This is a genomic window from Pseudomonas sp. BF-R-01, assembly GCF_019946615.1.
In the GTDB taxonomy this organism is placed as follows: Bacteria; Pseudomonadota; Gammaproteobacteria; order Pseudomonadales; family Pseudomonadaceae; genus Aquipseudomonas; species Aquipseudomonas migulae.
This window is the reverse complement of sequence record NZ_JAGYFX010000053.1, coordinates 23,362-43,194: the sequence shown is the minus strand read 5'-3', so window position 1 is coordinate 43,194 and position 19,833 is coordinate 23,362. Positions and strand designations below refer to the sequence as shown.

Sequence of the window (19,833 nt, the reverse complement as noted above, 5' to 3'; positions counted from 1 at the left end):
CGACCATAGAGCATTGGAACCACCTGATCCCATCCCGAACTCAGCAGTGAAACGATGCATCGCCGATGGTAGTGTGGGGTTTCCCCATGTGAGAGTAGGTCATCGTCAAGATTAAATTCCGAAACCCTAATTGCGAAAGCAGTTGGGGTTTTGTTTTGCCCGCAGGAAAGTGGCGCAAAGAAATTTAGGGATACGCTATAGCTTTGCAGGTTGTCGATCAGTTATGGCCCACTGTTCGCGCTGCTTCCGTCCCTGGAGGTCACAATGCCGCCGATCATCACGCGCCTGGTGGCGCTGTTTGTTCTTTGTCTGACGCTTGAAGTGCCAGCCCAGCCCGGCGCCTGCCCAGCTGGCGAGAAACAAGTTTGTCTGGACGGCTGCATCTGCCTGCCAGACCTGGGGCAAGTACTCGGCCCCGTGCCTGATGGTGTCTACCAGATCGCTGCACCTGCCCTGGCGCTGTGGCTGACCCAAGCCCACGCTGAAGTAGTCAACACCAGCATCCAACCCATCCCGCCGCACATCCGCGAGCAACTGCTGCGCTGGTACGACCCCGGTGTCCTCGATGCCGCGGGCTATAAAGTCAGCGACAACGGTCAGTTCAGTGCCGCCACTGCCATGCTGCAAAACCCCGATGTCGGAGCCGTGGCGCTGATCGACATCATTCTCTTCCGGGACGCTCAAACCGCAGAACAGGATGTCGCGCTCTGGGCTCACGAACTCAAGCATGTGCAGCAGTTTCAGGAGTGGGGAGTCGATGGATTTGCCCAGCGGTATACACAGGATTTCAATGCGGTGGAGGCGCCGGCTTATGCCATACAGGCCGAGGTCAGGCGGTTTGTGCGGGGAGGGGCTGACTGAAAGGTAGCGTTCACCAAACGTCAGCACGTCATCAATGACTTCCCCGCTATACAAACGTAGTCTTGTCGATTCGCTTCCCATGACAAGAAAAAAAACAGGAGTCATTAATGCAACCGATCCGTCTCGGTCTGGTGGGCTACGGCAAGATTGCCCAGTATCAACACGTTCCAGCGATCAACGCCAACCCCGCGTTTCAGTTGGTCGCTGTCGCAACGCAAGGGCAACCCTGCGCCGGCGTAGAGAACTTTCAGTCCCTGGGCGAGTTGCTCGAAAACGGCCCGCCTGTGGATGCGATTGCGTTTTGCACTCCACCGCAAGGACGATTCGCACTGGTGCAACAAGCGCTGGCCGCAGGTAAACACGTACTGGTCGAAAAACCTCCGTGCGCCACGTTGGGCGAAGCGATGGCGTTGGTGAATCAGGTTGCAGAGCAAGGCGTCAGCGGTCTGTTCGCCTGGCATTCACGCTACGCGCCCGGCATTGACGCCGCTCGTGACTGGCTGGCCACCCGCACCCTGCAAAGCGTACAGATCGACTGGAAGGAAGACGTGCGCAAGTGGCACCCCGGCCAGGCGTGGATCTGGCAACCCGGCGGCCTGGGCGTCTTCGATCCCGGCATCAATGCCTTGTCGATTGCGACTCATTTGCTGCCACTGCCGCTGTTTGTCGAGTCCGCCGAACTGCGCGTCCCCGACAACTGCCAGTCGCCTATCGCCGCGTCCATCAAAATGTCCGACGCGCGCCACCTTGATGTTCGCGCGGAGTTCGATTTCGACCACGGCCATGATGAGCTCTGGAGCATCGAGATTCGCTGCGCCGAAGGCATCCTGCGACTGGACAACGGCGGCGCACTCTTGAGTATCGATGGCGTGCGCCAGGCCGTATCGGAGGAGGGTGAATACGCGGCGGTGTATCGACATTTTCAACAGCTGATTGGCGACAAGGCCAGTGACCTGGATCTCCAGCCGCTGCGACTGGTCGCCGATAGCTTTTTTGTCGGCAGCCGGGCGTTGGTTGAGCCGTTCTACGATTAGTGGCTGCTCAGGTAAAGGCATTGGCGCGTCGGCAGGCAACGTGGTCTTGTGCCGAGTTCTTTCGCGCCAATCGACAAACTCTACGCCCGGGGTTGCACGCTACTCTGCTGCCTTGAGCGTGTTGACCTGAACCAGGAGCGTTGAAGTCTCGGAGGTTTCCACGAACAGGTCATAGGCCTCCAGATAGAGGTACGCATTGCTTGTCTTCAGTGCGCTATCGGTGACGCATGTAACCTTGCGCGCCAGTCCCTGCAACGAGGCAACTGTTTGTGTAGCAGGGAAGGATTCACCCACCGAACACTCAAATTTCTGCACGAAAGTTTTGCCAGCGCTGTCAATAAATTTTTTGCTGTAGGCGATATCGCTCCCGGGTTTCAGGTTTTGCCAATCGCCATCCAGGTCGATGTCTGCAAGGTTGCTTCGCTGGTCGGTTTTGCCCGCGATCTGAGATCGGCTCGTTGCTGCAAGTTCGATCATCCCGCGCCAGCGCAGTCTCACGCTCTCGCTGCCTAACGCTCCCGTTGCCTGCTCGCGCCAGATCCCGCGAGCCGGGCCCGGTTGCAGATACAAGTCCATTGGATGGTCGTTGATCACGGCGCGCGGCACCAGTGGGGAGGAGGCGTTGTAAGTGAATTGCAAATGACTGAGCGTGTGGGTCGGTTGTCCCTGTGGCAGTGCGCTTACCTGTGCCAATAGCGGTGCCGAAGCCTCTGGCGTCAGCATGTTCGGCGGCAATTTTTTGCGGATGACTGGCGTGGCGAGTTGCGCCATGTTGGCGGGTTCGGCGCACACGGTGCCAATCAGTCGGGCGCGTTGTTCTTTGTCCAGGGCACTATCAAGCGGCTGAACGGGCGGTGGCAGCAAAATGTCCTCGCCCAGGCGATAAGCCAAGCGGGTGCTGGCCTGTCGGGTCGTACAGTCGACTTCGATACGCTCGAACTGGCGGCCATAGGGCTTGCCTTCGCTTTCATCCAGGCGGGTGCGGCCATAGTCGATGCCCGCCCATATCGAACGCCGCGAGTTGTCTATGGCCAGTGTGCCTGGGTCTAGTAACAAGACGTCTTCGGTTTCGCCGGGCAACTGCTTCCAGGCACTGTTCCGGACTGCCTGGCACATCTGCTGGGCGATGTTGCGCGCTGGGTCTGCTGGCAGGACGTAAGGGCTGCTCCAGTCCTTTTCGCGTCGATAATCCATGGCTAAAGTCGACAAATTGCAGCCAGCGAAAAGCCGGGCCTGGGTGGCCGGCGCGGCGCCTTCGGCCGGCACGTTAACCATCACCATGGCCGTTTGGTCGAGTCTCAGCGTGGTATCCAATGGCAAAGGCCGGGCTTGTATCCGGGTCATCATGGCTTGATTTTGTACGAGGCGCTCGGCAGACATCCGCTTGTAGTAATCGGCCATCCCGTTGCCTTGCAGGGCACAACCCGTGAGGGACACGGTAAAAACGGCGCCCGTCAGGCGAAATACAATACTCACGGTAAACAGCTCCTTAGCGCCCTATATCAAGACCATTTGAATCGGCTTGACCGTCAAAACCTTTAGGGCGGCGAGTGGCTGCGTTTGTTTTCGTTCTTCAGATTTTCCTGGCGGGGGCGGCGTCATCACCCAATCAGTTGCCATGACGCCTGTTCACCTGGACGCCAATTCAATTGGTGACCAACAGCTCCGGGCCGAGGTAGTCGTTGATGTGGTCGATGTCGTCGTCGCCCAGGCTGCCCACCGAAGAGGCCAGGCGCAGGCGCGACATCAAGTAACGCAGCTTCGCCTCGAACAGATCGTGGCGTGCAACGAAGAGCAGTTCTTCGGCATTGAGGACGTCCGAGTTGGTGCTGGTGCCTCCTTCCTTGAAACCCTTGCGTGTGGACAGCAGTGAGCGTTCGTTGGACTCTACGGCCCGCTCCAGGGCGTGAATACGTTTGGCGCCGCTCTGTACGCCGGCGTACTCGCGGGTGGTGCCGGAGATGACTTCCTGTCGCGTGGCGTCGAGTTCGTCCAGGGCCTTGGAACTATTGGAACTGGCCTGGCGTGCCAGCGCGCTGGTGCCGCCACCGTTGTACAGCGGGAAATTGACTTCCAGCCCGATTGAGCCGTAGCGGTTGCGTTGATTCAGCTCGGAGATGGATTGGCTATCGCCCGCGGTGTAGCCGGCAACGAAATCCAGTGTCGGCCAGTGGCCCGCCTTGACGCGCTTCACTTCTTCTTCAGCAAGGTCGCTGCTATGACGGCGCGCATGGATCAGCGGGCTGTCGGTCTGAGCCTTGACCAGCCAGTCCTGCAGGTTGCTCGGCAGCAGCGGTGGCGTATCGAAAGTCGGACGCAAGGTGGTCAACGATTCTGGGGTTTCTCCGATGTACTCCTCAAGCTTGCGGCGCGCATTGATCAGGTTGTCCTGCGCTTCGATCAGCTCGGCATCGGCAAGGTCGCGGCGAGCGATCGACTCGTCGATGTCGGTGACGGTGCCGGCCCCCAGCTCCATGCGCCGTTTCGCCGAAGCGAGTTGCTCCTCGAAGGCGTTCAGCTTGGACTTGGCGAGGACGATGGTTTCGCTGGCCAGCAGCACGTCGAAATAGCTTTCGGCGAGGCGCACCGCGGCGTCCTGACTCTTGGCATCGAACACCGCGACGCTGTAGTCGGCACGCTGTTTACCCTGGCGGTACTCGGCCATTTTCTGTTTGTTGAACAGCGGCTGGCGCAAGCGCACGTTGGCGCCCTTGGAGTCGTAGTCCAGATCCCTCTCGATGCCGCTCTGGCGCTGGGTGCCATTGACCTTGTTGTCGTAGGCCGAGGCACTGATCTGCGGCAGCAGACCGGCCTGGCCGATGGCGCGGTTTTCCAGGCCGGCCTCCTTTTCATGCACGGCAGCGCGATAGATGGGGCCTTGGTACTGCAACAGATCCCACGCTTGTTTGAGGTCAATGGCGCTGGCAGGCAGAGACAGCGATAGCAGGCAGGCGAACAGGCAATGACGGTCCATTTCATTGTTCCTTGAAAGAGCTGTCAACACGGTCGAGCATTGGTTTCAGAAGATAGCTCATCATGTTGCGCTCGCCAGTTTTGATGGTGACGCTGGCGGGCATGCCGGGACGAATGTGATTGCTGCCAAGCAGGTTCATGCCATCGGGTGTGACCTCTACCTGAGCCAGATAGAACGGTTGCTTGCTTTCCTCGTCCATCAGGCGGTCGGCGGAAACGGTCTTCACGCGGCCGGGGATGTTGGGCGTCTGGGCATGGTTGAAGGCCGGGAAGGCAATGTCCACGGCGAGGCCAGGGACCATCTTGTCGATGGCCTGCACGGGAATCATTGCGTCGACCTGCAGCGGCTCGTTGTCCGGAACGATTTCCATGATCTTGAAGCCGGGCTGGATGATCCCGCCGACAGTCGCAATGCTCAGGGACTGGACCATGCCATCGATGGGCGATCGAATCACCGTGTGGGTCACTTCATAGTCCAGCGCACGCAAGCGGTCGGCCAGGGTGGTGTTTTCCTTGGCGGTGTCGGTGAGCTGCGATTCGACTTCCTTCAGGTAATCGTGCTGGCGCTGCAGGATGCGCAGCTTGATTTCGGTGGTCTGGCTACGCACGCGAGCGATGTTGTTGAGGTTCTCGGCCTGGCCGGCTGAGAGGTCGGCATTGCTGCGTTCCAGTTCCAGCAGGCGGTTGCGCGGCACATAGCCTTCGGCTGCCAGCACGCGGGTGCCTTTCAGTTCCTGGTTGAGGAAGTTGATCTGCGAGGCGCGGGCGCCATAGACCTGTTGCAGGCCCTTGAGCTGCACTGCCGACGCCGCGAGGTTTTCCTGCAGGATGCTGATTTCGCCAGCGAGGCCGGCGCGTCGGGTGTTCAGCAGGCGTTGCTGCAGATCCATGGCAGCCAGCAGGCGGTGGTCATTCCCGAAGCGCTTGAACAGTTCGGGATCGAAGTTCACTACGTCGAGGTTGTCACGTTCCGCTTCCAGGCGGTTTTCCACGGTCTTGCTGACGATGTACTGGGCGCTGACCGCACCCTGTTCGGCAAGTGCGCGCAGCGAATCGAGGCGGACCACCTCCTGGCCTTTTTTCACGGAATCGCCTTCGCGGACAAGAATGGCCTCCACGGTGCCGCCGCTCAGATGCTGCACGGCTTTGCGATTGCTGGTGACTTTTACCGTGCCTGTCGCTACCACGCCGGCATCCAGCGGCGCCAGCCACGACCACAGGAGGAAGCCGCCGAAGCCGGCGAGCACCAGCCACAGGCCCCTGCGCACAGGTTTGGCGACGTCCAGATCTACATCGTTCCTGGGATCGACGTGAATCATCTCGGTGTGTTGGCTCATTTGCATGATCGGTCACTCCCGCGTTTTGACGGAGGCCAGCGGAGTTGACGCGCCTGCAGGCATCACACTCGCCTTGCGCAGCGCTGCGAATACTTCGTCGCGAGTGCCGAGCATCTGCACGCCGCCGTCACGCAGCATCAGCACCTTGTCGACGGCGCAGAGCACATTGGGACGGTGGGAAATCAGAATGACGGTGGCGCCACGGTCTTTGAGTTGGGCCAGTGCATCGACCAACGCCTTTTCACCGACGTCGTCGAGGTTGGCGTTCGGCTCATCGAGCACAATCAGATTGGGGTCTCCATACAGCGCGCGGGCCAAGGCGATGCGTTGCTTCTGGCCACCGGAAAGCGGGCTGCCATCGGTGCCCAGGCGGGTCTCATAACCTTGCGCAAAACGCAGGATCATCTCGTGCACGCCCGTCGTTCTGGCGGCGCGGATGACCGCGTCGCTGTCCACTTCGCCAAAGCGCGCAATGTTGTCGGCGATGGTGCCTTCGAACAGCTCCACGTCCTGTGGCAGGTAACCGAGCCAAGGGCCAAGTTCGCCTTTGTTCCAGGTGAATATGTCCGCGCCGTCGAGGCGCACCTTGCCGGCCTGTGCCGGCCAGACGCCGACCAACAGGCGGGCGAGGGTGGATTTGCCCGAGGCGGATGGGCCGATAATGCCAAGGCTTTCGCCGGGGGAAAGGTTGAAGCTCACCCCGCGCAGAATCGTGTTGTTGGTGCCGGGGGAGCCGGCGTACACATTCTCCACTGCCAGCATGCCCAGCGGGCGTTGCAGCGACATGCTCGGTGGCCGGCGCGGAAAGTCGTTGAGCATTTCATTCAACCGGCCCCAGGCCGAACGGCAGCCAAGCAGTTGCTTCCACGACGCGATGACTTGTTCCACCGGGCCCAGCGCGCGGCCGGTAAGGATCGAGCAGGCAATCATCATCCCGGGGGTGATCTTGCCTTCGATCGCCAGCAGCGCACCGGCGCCGAGGATCAGCGATTGCAAGGTGATGCGCACGAAGCGCCCGGTGCTGCTGATCAGGGCGGCCCGGTCTGAGGCCAGGGTCTGCATTTCCAGAATGCGCAAATGGCTTTGGTACCAGCGCTTGCCGATCGACGGCAACATGCCCATGGCCTCGATGACCTCGGCGTTGCGCAGGTTGTTGTTGGCGTAGGTGGCGGAGGAGAGGGCGGCCTGATTGGCTTCGGCCAGCGGCTTTTGCGTCGCCTTCTCGGTGAGGTAAGCCAGGCCCATCAGAATCAGCGAGCCGATGAGCGTGACCAGTCCGAGCAGCGGGTGGATCAGGTAGGCGACCAGCAGGTAGATCGGCGTCCATGGCGCATCAAAGAACGCGAACAGGCTGTTGCCGGTGAGGAACTGACGCACCTGCGCGAGATCCTGCAGGGCCTGGGCCGGATTGCCTCCGGCGCGGTTCAGGTTGCGCTCGAATGCGGCGGTGAAAATGCGTCGATTGAGGTCCATGTCGAGGCAGTTGCCGACCCGGATCAGCACACGGGTGCGGAACATTTCAAGCGTGGACATCAGCAAGAACAGGCCTATCACCAGAACGGTCAGCATCGTCAACGTTGTGACGTTGCGACTGACCAAGGCTCGATCATAGACCTGCAACATGTAAACGGCTGGCGTCAACATCATGACGTTGATGACGCCGCTGAAACCCGCCAGGGAGTAAAAACTACGACGAAGTCGGAAGAGTGCGTCGGCCAGTTCGGATCGAGAGTTCGACTGCTTTTGCATTTGGCTGACCCCCTCTTCAAAAAGCCGTTTGCCCTTGCGGAGCAGCAGCTAACAGATTTAGTCACGTGGGTAGCCGTCGATACGCAGGTTCGCTCTCGGGCGAATCTCATGCAAATTTCTGCGTTGCTCCCGTAGCAAGCAGCGTAGGTCGCGGCGAAACAATCTGAAATAACATTTCGCTCTAATGGTGCGTCAATCTTTCTATAAGTCCATTAAAAACAGCGAGTTGAGAGGCTTAGCACCGGTCGTCCGGTTTGTCCGTCGTAAAATTGACAATTTTTTGCTATCCAACTTTAGTCTTACTCATTGACGACAACCGTCCGCCTGAAGTCTGTCAACTCTTTGGCAGCGAAAAGCGCGGTGGTTCTCCGAAGGAGCACAGCATGTCGATCACTTCGTTCTACTGCAGAGGGAAGGGGCTGTTCAGCAAGTTCGCCTTGACCTCAAGTTTCCATGGCCCGCCTAGGGCCCGGGTTCGCTCTGCCTGATCGCTTAGCGAGCCATTCTTTCGCGAGTTCCGCGAATTCCAGGCGCGCATACCGGGGGCCGTACTGACGGCTTTGCCTTCCCGTGTCAGCTCTCGCCAAAAAAATGAACCTACACACTGCGCAAGCCAGCACCCGACTGGGCGCGGGAGGATTCTTTTCGTCCCGTGCCCTTCACCAAAGAAATCGAGGGCAAGCAAAATGGCCAATTTCAACAAGTCCGACCTGGAGTTCATCCTCAAACAAATTTTCATCGCAGAAGCACATGCCGACGGCGCCAGCCTCAGTGATTTGCTACCCAACAGTCAGGTGCCTTTCGGCCTGCGCACCGTCGATGGCAGCTACAACAACCTGGTGACCGGGCAAAGTGAGTTTGGCGCTGCGGACAATGCCTTCCCGCGCCTGCTGGACCCCTCGTTTCTGGCGTCATACTCCGGGACAGGGGATGTGATCGACCCACAACCACGGATTATCAGTAACCTGATCGTTGATCAGACCGCCAACAACCCGGCTGCGGTTGCGGCGAACGGCGGTGCCGATCCGGTCATCAGCCCAGGCCCCGATGGTGTCTTCGGCACGGATGACGACAAACAAGTGTTCTTCATCCCCAACCAGTCCGCGGACGCCGGTCTGACTGCGGGCTTCAACTCGTGGATGACTTTCTTCGGCCAGTTCTTCGACCACGGCCTCGACCTGGTCAGCAAGAGCGCTACCGATTTTGTGTTTATTCCGTTGCAGCCGGACGATCCGTTGTTCGTGCCGGGCAGTCCGACCAACTTCATGGTGCTGCCACGGGCCGTGCGTACGGCCGGCGCGGACGGAATTGTTGGCACGACGGACGATGGGCAGCTCAACACCACCTCGCCGTTCGTAGACCAAAGCCAGACTTACAGCTCCCACCCCTCGCATCAGGTATTTCTGCGCGAGTACGTCATCAACGCGGCAGGTGACCCTGTTGCAACCGGGCGCTTGATTACCAATCGCGATCTGGGCGCCGATGGCGAGTTCGGCACTGCCGATGATGGCGGCGCCGAAAATGGCGGCATGGCGACCTGGGCAGTGGTCAAGGCCCAGGCCCGTGACATTCTCGGCATCAACCTGACCGACGCCGATGTGCACAACGTGCCGCTGCTGGCGACCGACGCGTATGGCAACTTCATCCGTGGCCCGGGCGGTATGCCGCAGGTGGTGATGCGCATCAGCAACGGCGCAGACGGTATCGCCGGTACGGCGGATGACATCACGCAACTGGTCGAAGGCAACCGGGATGCTCCGATCAGTCTGGCCAACGCCGTGAGCACCGGGCATGGCTTCCTCGACGACATCGCGCACAATGCCGCGCCGGTGCTCGTCGACGGGGTTTTGCAGGCGGATGGTGACACCGAAATCGGCAATGCGCAGCCAGTGGGCGCGGGCGGCAACAACCTGACCTACGACAACGAACTGCTCGACGCTCACTACATTGCCGGCGATGGCCGGGCGAACGAAAACATCGGCCTGACCACTGTGCACCATGTGTTCCACTCCGAACACAACCGCCTGGTCCAGCAGTCCAAGGAAACCATCCTGGCCTCTGGCGATCTGGCGTTTCTCAATGAGTGGCTGGCAGACGACGTCGCGGCAATTCCGACTACTCCCGCCGAAATCGCAGGATTGGTGTGGGATGGCGAACGGCTGTTCCAGGCCGCCAAGTTCGGCACCGAGATGCAGTATCAGCACTTGGTGTTCGAGGAATTTGCGCGGACCGTTCAGCCGCAGGTCGACGAATTCCTTGCCCCCAACGGCTATGACACTTCGATCAACCCGGCCATCCTCGCCGAGTTCGCCCACGTGGTGTATCGCTTCGGTCACTCGATGCTGACCGAGACTGTCGATCGCTTCGACCCCGAATTCAATCCGGTCCTCTCTGACCCGAACAACCCTGACGCGCAACTCGGTCTGATCGCAGCCTTCCTCAACCCTCTGGCATTTGCCGGCAGCGGGGCTACCGCTGACGAAGCGGCAGGGGCGATCATTCGCGGCGTGACCCGTCAGCTCGGCAACGAGATCGACGAGTTCGTCACCGAAGCGTTGCGCAACAATCTGCTGGGTCTGCCCCTCGATTTGCCGGCCCTGAACCTGGCGCGTGGTCGCGACACTGGCATCCCTACGTTGAATGAGGCGCGGCGTGAGTTTTACCAGGCAACCGGCGACAGCCAACTCAAGCCGTACATCAGTTGGGCTGACTTGGCGGAAAACCTCAAACACCCCGAATCCCTGGTCAACTTCATCGCGGCCTTCGGTACTCACGGGGCATTGACTGCGGCCGATGTGGATACGCTGGTCGAGATGCGTGCGGTCGCTGCTGCCCTGGTGTTTGGCGGCAGCGCGGTGATCAACGCCGGCACTGCCGATGAGCGTACTTTTACCGCCACGGAAGAGGATCGCCTGGCATTCCTTAACAGCTCGGGCACCTACGCCATGGTCAATGGCGTCACCACCACCGGTGTCGACGACATCGACTTCTGGGTCGGCGGCCTTGCCGAAGAGAAGATGCCGTTCGGCGGTATGCTCGGCTCGACGTTCAACTTCGTGTTTGAAACCCAGATGGAGGCGTTGCAGAACGGCGACCGGTTCTACTACCTGTCGCGTACGGCGGGCCTGAACTTCGGCACCGAGCTTGAGAACAACTCCTTCGCCAAGCTGATCATGCTCAACACCGATGTCACCCACCTGTCGAACACCGTGTTCCTGACGCCGACGTTCACTCTCGAAGTGACCCAGGCCAATCAGTTCACCGGCCTTGGCGTCGGCGGTCGTGACGACCCGACGGGCGGCATCATGATCAACGGCGTGGAAGTCGTGCCGCTGGTGATCCGCGACAACCCCGACACCGTGGGCACGGACAGTAATTTTCTGCATTACACCGGTGAAGATCATGTCGTCCTCGGCGGCACCGCCGCCGATGACATCATCATCTCCGGTGAAGGTGATGACACCGTTTACGGCGACGGCGGCAACGATGTCCTCGAGGGCGGCGCCGGGAACGATGCGGTACTTGGCGGCGCGGGTGATGACATCATCACCGACTCGTTCGGCGACAACCGCCTGGAAGGCAATGCCGGTAACGACGTGATCGTGGCCGGTAAAATGGGGGTTGCGGGCAACCTGATCCTTGGCGGCGATGGCCAGGACTTCATCATCACCACCGAAGACATCAGCACCACCTTCGGCGGTCAGGGTGACGACTTCATCCTCGGTGCCAAGACCAACCTGCCACCGACCGGCAACGAAGGTGATGACTGGATCGAGAAAGGCACCCAGGACGGTGCGCCTGGCGATAACTTCTCGCCATTGCTCAATGACGATGTGGTCGGCAACGACATCTTTGTCGGCGGTGGTGGCTTCGATGAAATGATCGGCGAGGGTGGCGATGACATCTTTGTCGGCAGCGATGCCCAGGACAAGATGGACGGCATGTCCGGGTTCGACTGGGTGACCTTCAAAAATGACCAGGTCGGCGTGACCGCCGACTTGTCCCTGGCCGCGCTGGCCCAGCCACATGGCAACGCGCCAAACCAGAACGCCGGGGTGTTCAATCCGGTCGGTGCCTCGCCGGCCTCGATTCTCGACCGTTTCGCCGAGGTCGAAGGCTTGTCCGGTTCGAATTTCGGCGACGTCCTCAAAGGCGATGATGTTGATGCGGTCACTATCCTCAACCACGGTGGTGCCACGGGTGGTGCACTGACCAATGTGGACTTGATCCGTGGACTGGCGCAGTTCCTGTCCGATGCCGGCTTGCCGACCACCGGCTTTGCCACGGGCAACATCATCCTCGGTGGCAATGGCAGTGACCTGATCGAGGGCCGCGGCGGCGATGATCTGATCGATGGCGACAAATGGATCAACGTCAGAATCGCAGTTTATGCCCCCGGCGACGTCAACCATACCGGCCCCGAGATCGCCAGCTTCGACAGCATGGCTGATATGATCCCGTTCATGCTGGACCGTACGTATAACCCTGGGCAGCTCAAGGCCGTGCGGGAAATCCTGCCCGGCACCTCGACGGGCGGGGCGGCGTTCGACACCGCGATTTTCTCCGGGCTTCAGTCCGAGTACACGGTGACCCAGGACACCCGTGGCACGGCCAACCTGGCGGACGATGTCTGGACGGTGACGGATACCGTTGCGGGTCGCGACGGCACCGATACCCTGCTGCATATCGAGCGCCTGCAATTCGCCGACACCCAGCGGGTGCTGGTACCGGGGCTGAACGCACAACCGGTCGGCAGGCCGACTGTCACGGATGGCAACGGCGGCGACATTACAGTGGGCGACACACTGACCGTGAGCATGCTCGGGGTGAGCGATGCCAACAACGTCACTGCGGGTAACCCGCAGGGTCTCGTCAACAATACTTCGGTGTCTTACTACTGGCAGTTCGAAGCCGACCCAGGCAGTGGCGTGTTCGAAGACATCATCCTGTTGCCTGCGGGTGACCTGGCGTTCCAGAGTGCCGATGGCACCTCCTTCAAGGTCTCGCCGGATCTTGCCGGGCTGTCACTGCGGGTCAAGGCTATCTACCAGGATGGCCATGGCACGACTGAAGTGGTGTTCTCGCAACCGACAGGCGTCGTGGTTCCCGGCGCACCGGTCGTGCCGACAGCACCGACACCGGTAGTCAATGCCACCGAGGGTGGCCCGGGCCTTAACATGGTCCGCTCCGACCTCAACTTCATCCTTGATCAGATCAAGATTGCCGAGGCTGAAGCGGACGGTCAGAACATCCTCTCGCTGATCCCGAACATCCGCGCGCCGCTGGGCCTGCGTGCGGTCGATGGCTCGAACAACAACCTGATGAACCTCAATGGCATCAACAACACCGAGTTTGGTGCTGCGGATAACACCTTCCCGCGTTTGACCGATCCGGTCTTCAATCCGGCGGAAGGTGCACCTGCCGGGTTCTTTGGCCCTGGCTCGCCGGCCATTCCGGGATCGTCGTATCAGCAGACCAGCGGCAATGTGTTTGACTCGCAGCCGCGCACGATCAGCAATCTGATCGTCGACCAGACGTCGAACAACCCGGCGGCGTATGCAACGGCGTACGACGTGGGCGCGGACGGTGTGCTCAACTTCGGCGCGGAGGGTAGCGACGATGTGCTCAAGGATGGCGTACGGATAGTCGCCAGCCCCGGCCTGGATGGTCAGTTCGGTACTGGCGACGACCACGATGTGTACATGTTCGAGAACACCGCTCCGGATGCCGGGTTGTCCGCGCCGTTCAACGCCTGGATGACCTTCTTCGGGCAGTTCTTCGATCACGGTCTGGACCTGGTGACCAAAGGCGGTTCGGGTACCATCTTCATCCCGCTGCAACCGGATGATCCGCTGTATGTGCCAGGCGGCAACGCTAACTTCATGGTGCTGACCCGCGCGACCAACCAGCCAGGCGCGGATGGTGTTCTCGGCACGGCCGACGACATCCATGAGCACTCCAACACCACCACGCCGTTCGTGGACCAAAACCAGACCTACAGCTCGCACCCATCGCATCAGGTGTTCTTGCGCGGGTATCTGCTGACCGATGACGGACCCATCGCGACGGGCAGGCTGATCACCAACCGTGACCTGGGGGCGGATGGCAAGTTTGGTACCTCAGACGACAGCGAAATCGGTGGCATGGCCACCTGGAAAGTGGTCAAGGCGCAAGCCAACGACATTCTGGGTATCCACCTGACCGACGCTGACGTCGACAACGCTCCGTTGTTGGCGACCGATGCCTATGGCAATTTCATCAAGGGGCCGAACGGCTTCCCGATGGTCGTGATGAAAGGCCTTGACGGTCTTGGCGGTACGGCGGATGACGAGCTTGTCGAAGGTAATCCGCTTGCCCCTATTGACCTGACCAATGCTGTGCGCACCGGTCACCAGTTCCTCGTCGACATTGCCCACAATGCCGCGCCGGTGTTCATCGGTGGCGTGCTCGCGCCTGATGGCGATACTGAAACTGGCAACGACGTGCCGGTCAATCCACAAACCGGGGCCAACCTGGCCTACGACAACGAGTTGCTGGATGCGCACTACATCGCTGGCGACGGCCGGGTCAACGAGAACATCGGCCTGACGGCGGTGCATGCGATCTTCCACTCCGAGCACAATCGGCTGGTCGCGCAAACCAAAGACACCGTGCTCGACTCGGGTGACGTGGCTTTTCTGAACGAGTGGCTGCTCAATCCAGTGAGCGCGTTGCCGGTCAATCAGGCGGAGATTGATGCGTTGGTATGGAATGGCGAACGCCTGTTCCAGGCGGCCAAGTTCGGCACCGAGATGCAGTATCAGCATCTGGTGTTCGAGGAATTTGCCCGGACCATCCAGCCTAACGTCGACCTGTTTTTCGCACCGACCCAGGTCTATGACGTTGACCTCGATGCCTCGATCGTCGCCGAGTTCGCCCACACCGTGTACCGGTTTGGCCACTCGATGCTGACCGAGACCGTCGATCGCTTCGACGTTGATTTCAACGTGATCGGCGATCCGAACAGTGCTGATCCCGATCAGCAACTGGGCCTGATCGCGGCGTTCCTCAACCCGTTGGCGTACGCCGCCAGTGGCGTGACGCCTGAGGACGCGACCAGTGCGATCGTGCGAGGGATCACTCGGCAAGCCGGTAACGAAATCGACGAGTTCGTCACCGAGGCGCTGCGCAACAACCTGCTCGGGCTGCCGCTCGACCTGCCGGCGATCAACATCGCCCGTGGCCGCGACGTTGGGATTCCTTCACTCAACGCGATTCGCCGCGACATCTACAGCCAAACCGGTGATACCCAACTCAAGCCGTACACCAGCTGGGTCGACCTGGTGCAGCACCTCAAACATCCGGAGTCGTTGATCAACTTCATTGCAGCCTATGGCACCCATGAGACGATCACGACGGCGACCACGCTGGAAGGCAAACGCGCTGCCGCCATGGCACTGGTGTTCGGTGGTACGGGGGCGCCGGATGACCGCCTGGACTTCCTCAACGGCACCGGTGACTGGACCAACGTAACGCGGGCCGGCAAGGATGGCGTGCTGGGAACAGCCGACGATCTGAAGGGCGTGACTATCACGGGGGTCGATGCCATCGACCTGTGGATCGGCGGCTTGGCCGAAGCGAAAACGCCGTTTGGCGGCATGCTCGGCTCGACGTTCAACTTCGTGTTCGAGAACCAGCTGGAAAAACTGCAGGATGGCGACCGCTTCTACTACCTGGAACGTACCGCTGGCCTGTCGATGAATGCCGAGCTTGAAAGCAACTCGTTCGCCAAGCTGATCATGGCCAACACCTCGGCCACGCACTTGCCGGGCCTGGTGTTCTCGGACGTTGCGTTCTATCTGGAAAGGGACCAGAGCAAGCAATTCAACGATGGCCTGGGCAATGCCGATCCGCTTGGCGAAAACGGCGAACAGGTGGTGTTCCGCGACAACCCGCTGACCGCAGGGCCGGACACCAACTACATCAAATACACCGGTGCAGAGCACATCGTGATGGGCGGCACCAACAGCGCCGATATTCTCATCGCGAGTGAGGGGGATGACACGGTCTGGGGCGACGGTGGCAACGATCGCATCGAAGGCGGTGACGGCAACGACCAACTGCGCGGCGGTTCCGGCGACGACATCATCACCGACAAGGGCGGCGACGATAACATCCAGGGTGGCGACGGCAACGACGTGCTGCACGGAGGCAACGGCGTCAACCTGATCATCGGCGGGTTCGGCAATGACTTCATCGTGACCGGTGAGGACGCCTCCGAAGCCATTGGTGGTCATGGCAACGACTTCATCCTGGGCAGCAAAGCCAACGAACAGGACATGGGTAACGAAGGCGACGACTGGATCGAGAAGGGCACTTCGGACGGTGCACCTGGCGACAACTTCGACCCGCTCGGCAACGACCCTATCGTCGGCCACGATGTGTTCATCGGCGGTAACGAGAACGATAAGTTCAACGGCGAAGGCGGCGATGACATCATGGTCGGCAGTCTCGGCTTCGGTGATCGCTATATCGGCGGCTCCGGCTTCGACTGGGCAACCTTCAAGGGGCTCGCACAGGGCGTGACCATCGATTTCACGGACCGTTTCTTCGATGTTCCGCCAGTACCGGGTTCAGGTGCTTCGGCGCTGGTGCGTTTCGACATCATGGAAGGTCTGTCGGGTTCGTCGCACGGTGACTTCCTGCGCGGTGATAACGAAGACGCCACATCGCTGCCTACTGCGGGTGCAACCGGCAGTGTGCTGACCCACATCGACCTGATCAACGGCCTGGCGGATCTGCTGCCAGCCGGAGCGACGTTCTTCGATGGCGGCAACATCATCCTCGGCGGTAGCGGCAGCGACCTGATCGAAGGTCGCGGCGGTGACGACATCATTGATGGTGACAAGTGGCTGAACGTACGCATCAGCGTACGGGCGAACGCTGACGGCACTGGCGATGAAATCGCCACGTTCGACAGCATGGAGCCACTGGTGCCGTTTATGCTGAACGGCACGTACAACCCTGGCCAACTGGTCATCGTGCGGGAGATTCTGACCGGCACTGACAGCTTCGATACGGCGTTGTTCTCCGGTACTTTGGGGGAATACGGCATCGAAATCGATGGCGACACTGTCATCGTGACCGACTCGGTGCTTGGGCGTGATGGCGTCGATCGCCTGACGGGCATCGAGCGTCTGCAGTTCGCTGACGTTGCGATACCGTCCGGAGTCGGCACCGTGCAAAACAGCGACCCATCGGGTCACTTGGCAATCCTCGATGCGACTACCGGTGTGCGTGAAGATACGCCGGTCGCCGGCCAGTTGTTGCGCGTCAGCGGTGCGGGGGTACACGACGCGGACAACCAGAGTGCGGCCAATCCGACCGGCGCGATAACCGGCGGGGTAGCTTACTACTGGCAGGTCGAAACCATTCCCGGTACGGGCGTCTATGAAGACATCACCTTTGTCGCCGCTGGCGAGGCAACGCGGGCGACTGGCTCCACCTTCCTGGTGGGCCCCGATGAGGCGGGTCTGAACATCCGCGTCCGGGCGGTGTACCAGGATGCCCAGGGCACGCTGGAGATCGTCGAATCGTCCGGCAACAGTGAACCGACCGAAGGGGCGACCGTTACCGGGCTTGCCGTGCAGAACCAGCTGTTGACCGCCGACACGTCGACCATCGTCGACGCCGATGGCCTGACCAATCCGCAGTTCACCTACCAGTGGCAGGCGAACGACGGGCTTGGCTTCGTCAACATCGCCGGCGCTACTGGTAGCACGTTCTCGCTTGGCCAGGCTCAGGTCGGCCAGGAAGTGCGCGTGATGATCGGTTACGTCGATAACTTCGGTGTGGCCGAAAGCGTTGCGTCCAACATCCTGGGGCCGGTGGACAACGTCAACGATGCACCGACAGGCGCGTTGCTGATCAGCGATACGACACCGGATCAAGGGCAAGTGCTGACGGCGCTGACTGCCGGGATTGCCGATGTGGACGGGCTGGGCACCTTCAGCTACCAATGGCAGCAAGGTATCGGTGCTTCCTTCTCCAACATCAACGGCGCGACGGCCTCGACCTTCACCCCGGGTGTGGCGCAGGGCAACCTGCAAATACGGGTGATCGTGCGCTACACCGACGGCTTCGGCACGCTGGAGACGTTGACTTCCGCGGCAACCGCGGCGGTTGCGGTGCTCAGTGGCGTAGTGCTGCAAGGTAACGCACAGGCGAACACCCTCACCGGCGGCGCCGGTAACGATGTGCTGCTTGGCCTGGGCGGGAGCGATACGCTGAATGGCCTGGCCGGTACCGACCAGTTGTTTGGCGGCAATGGTAACGACATCCTCAACGGTGGAGACGACAACGACATCCTCAATGGCGAGGACGGTAACGACACCCTCAACGGCGGGCTCGGCGCGGATGCCCTGAACGGCGGTGCCGGTAACGACACCTATGTGGTCGACAACGTCGGTGACCTTATCACCGAGGCGGTGGGTGGCGGTACCGATCTGGTGCAAACCGCCTTCGCGAGCTACCTGCTCGATGCCAACGTCGAGAACCTGACCTATACCGGTGCCGGTAACTTCACAGGTACCGGTAACGCACTGGCCAACACCATCACCGGCGGGGTGGGTAACGACCTCCTCGATGGCGGTGCGGGTGCAGACCGGATGGTCGGGGGCGCGGGCAACGATACCTACATCGTCGATGCAGCCACAGACGTGGTGGTCGAGGTGGCGGGTGGCGGTACGGACACCGTGCAGACTTCGTTGGCCAGCTACACGCTGAGCGGTAATGTCGAGAACCTGACCTACACCGGAGTCGGCAACTTCGCCGGCAGCGGCAACGGGTTGAACAACGTCATCACCGCCGCGGCGGGTAACGACACCCTCAATGGTGGCGGTGGCAACGACATCCTCACCGGCAACAGTGGCAACGACACACTCAACGGCGACGCGGGTAACGACCAACTGGTGGGTGGCATTGGCACCGATACCCTGAACGGCGGCAATGGCGATGACAGCCTCGACGGAGGTGACGGGGCGGATACATTGAATGGCGGGGCAGGCAGCGACACGCTGCTCGGCGGGCTGGGTGATGACAGCCTGGATGGCGGTACCGGCACCGATCTGCTCCAGGGCGGCGATGGCAATGACACGCTGCTCGGTGGAGATGCTAACGACACCTTGCTGGGTGGTATCGGCAATGACTTTATCGATGGCGGTACAGGCAACGATACAGTCACGGGCGGTGCCGGCAACGACATGATGGTTGCCAGCAATGGCAACGATATCTTCATGTTCTCAGCGGGCTTCGGGGTCGATCAGATCATTGGCTTCGATGCCAACGCGGCAGGAGGGCAGGACCGCCTCGATATCTCCGCGATGAACATCACGGCTGCGACCTTTGCCGGCAGCGTCACCATCGCCGATGTCGGTGCGGATACCCTGGTCAGCTTCGCTGGTGCTGACTCCATCCGCCTGGTCGGTGTGGCCGATGCGACAACCGTCACTGCCACGGACTTCATTCTCACCACTTGAGGTACTGATCAGCACGTTTGAAAAAAAGCGTGGAAAGCGGAAGGGAGGGCAGCGATGCCCTCCCTTTTTTTATGAGAAGCGTCTGGCCGTTTGTTCAACTGGCAATGCGTGAACCAACCTGGCAGGGCGGTCTGTCAGACAGTGGGAAACACTCGATCAACAAATGACCTGGGAATGGGGAATTGGGGAATGGGGAATGAAGAACCAGACTTGAACATTTCAGCGAACTGCGCGATTTGCAGCCTGTTGGTTTCGCTTGCCGCTTCTGCTATCGGGGGTATTCCCGACTTCAACCGGGACTTCACCCGATCCGCAACACAAACAGCGCTTAACTGCTGAACCAGGTGAACAGACTCCAGAATG

Annotated in this window: 7 protein-coding genes and 1 rRNA gene; 4 read left to right on the top strand and 4 right to left on the bottom strand. The window is 60.5% G+C overall.

What is annotated here, in order from left to right; all coding sequences use genetic code 11:
* The 3 genes from rrf to KGB27_RS19425 form a co-directional block, all read left to right on the top strand.
* Window positions 1–111 (top strand): 5S ribosomal RNA (rrf, locus tag KGB27_RS19435); the annotation flags it as partial.
* A gap of 153 nt (window positions 112–264) precedes the next feature.
* Entirely contained in the window at window positions 265–861 is a 597-nt protein-coding gene (locus KGB27_RS19430; RefSeq protein ID WP_223555867.1) for a DUF4157 domain-containing protein, read from the top strand.
* Between the two features lie 107 nt (window positions 862–968).
* Window positions 969–1,895: a Gfo/Idh/MocA family protein gene (locus KGB27_RS19425; protein ID WP_223555865.1), complete on the top strand. Its 927-nt coding sequence runs from the start codon at window positions 969–971 to the stop codon at window positions 1,893–1,895.
* A gap of 99 nt (window positions 1,896–1,994) precedes the next feature.
* Here KGB27_RS19425 and KGB27_RS19420 read toward each other — a convergent pair whose 3' ends face one another.
* The 4 genes from KGB27_RS19420 to KGB27_RS19405 form a co-directional block, all read right to left on the bottom strand.
* Complete coding sequence (locus KGB27_RS19420) at window positions 1,995–3,371, bottom strand: hypothetical protein (RefSeq protein ID WP_223555862.1); 1,377 nt, start codon at window positions 3,369–3,371, stop codon at window positions 1,995–1,997.
* A 169-nt stretch (window positions 3,372–3,540) separates the two neighbouring features.
* Window positions 3,541–4,869: a TolC family outer membrane protein gene (locus KGB27_RS19415; protein WP_008024524.1), complete on the bottom strand. Its 1,329-nt coding sequence runs from the start codon at window positions 4,867–4,869 to the stop codon at window positions 3,541–3,543.
* A gap of 1 nt (window position 4,870) precedes the next feature.
* Window positions 4,871–6,211, bottom strand: coding sequence for an HlyD family type I secretion periplasmic adaptor subunit (locus tag KGB27_RS19410; protein ID WP_008039525.1), 1,341 nt, complete (start codon window positions 6,209–6,211; stop codon window positions 4,871–4,873).
* A 6-nt stretch (window positions 6,212–6,217) separates the two neighbouring features.
* Entirely contained in the window at window positions 6,218–7,954 is a 1,737-nt protein-coding gene (locus tag KGB27_RS19405) for a type I secretion system permease/ATPase (RefSeq protein ID WP_207286715.1), read from the bottom strand.
* A gap of 686 nt (window positions 7,955–8,640) precedes the next feature.
* On the opposite strand from KGB27_RS19405, the gene KGB27_RS19400 reads away from it, so the two are divergent.
* On the top strand, window positions 8,641–19,470 hold the full coding sequence (locus KGB27_RS19400) for a peroxidase family protein (protein WP_223555859.1): 10,830 nt from the start codon (window positions 8,641–8,643) through the stop codon (window positions 19,468–19,470).
* Window positions 19,471–19,833: the final 363 nt, after the last annotated feature.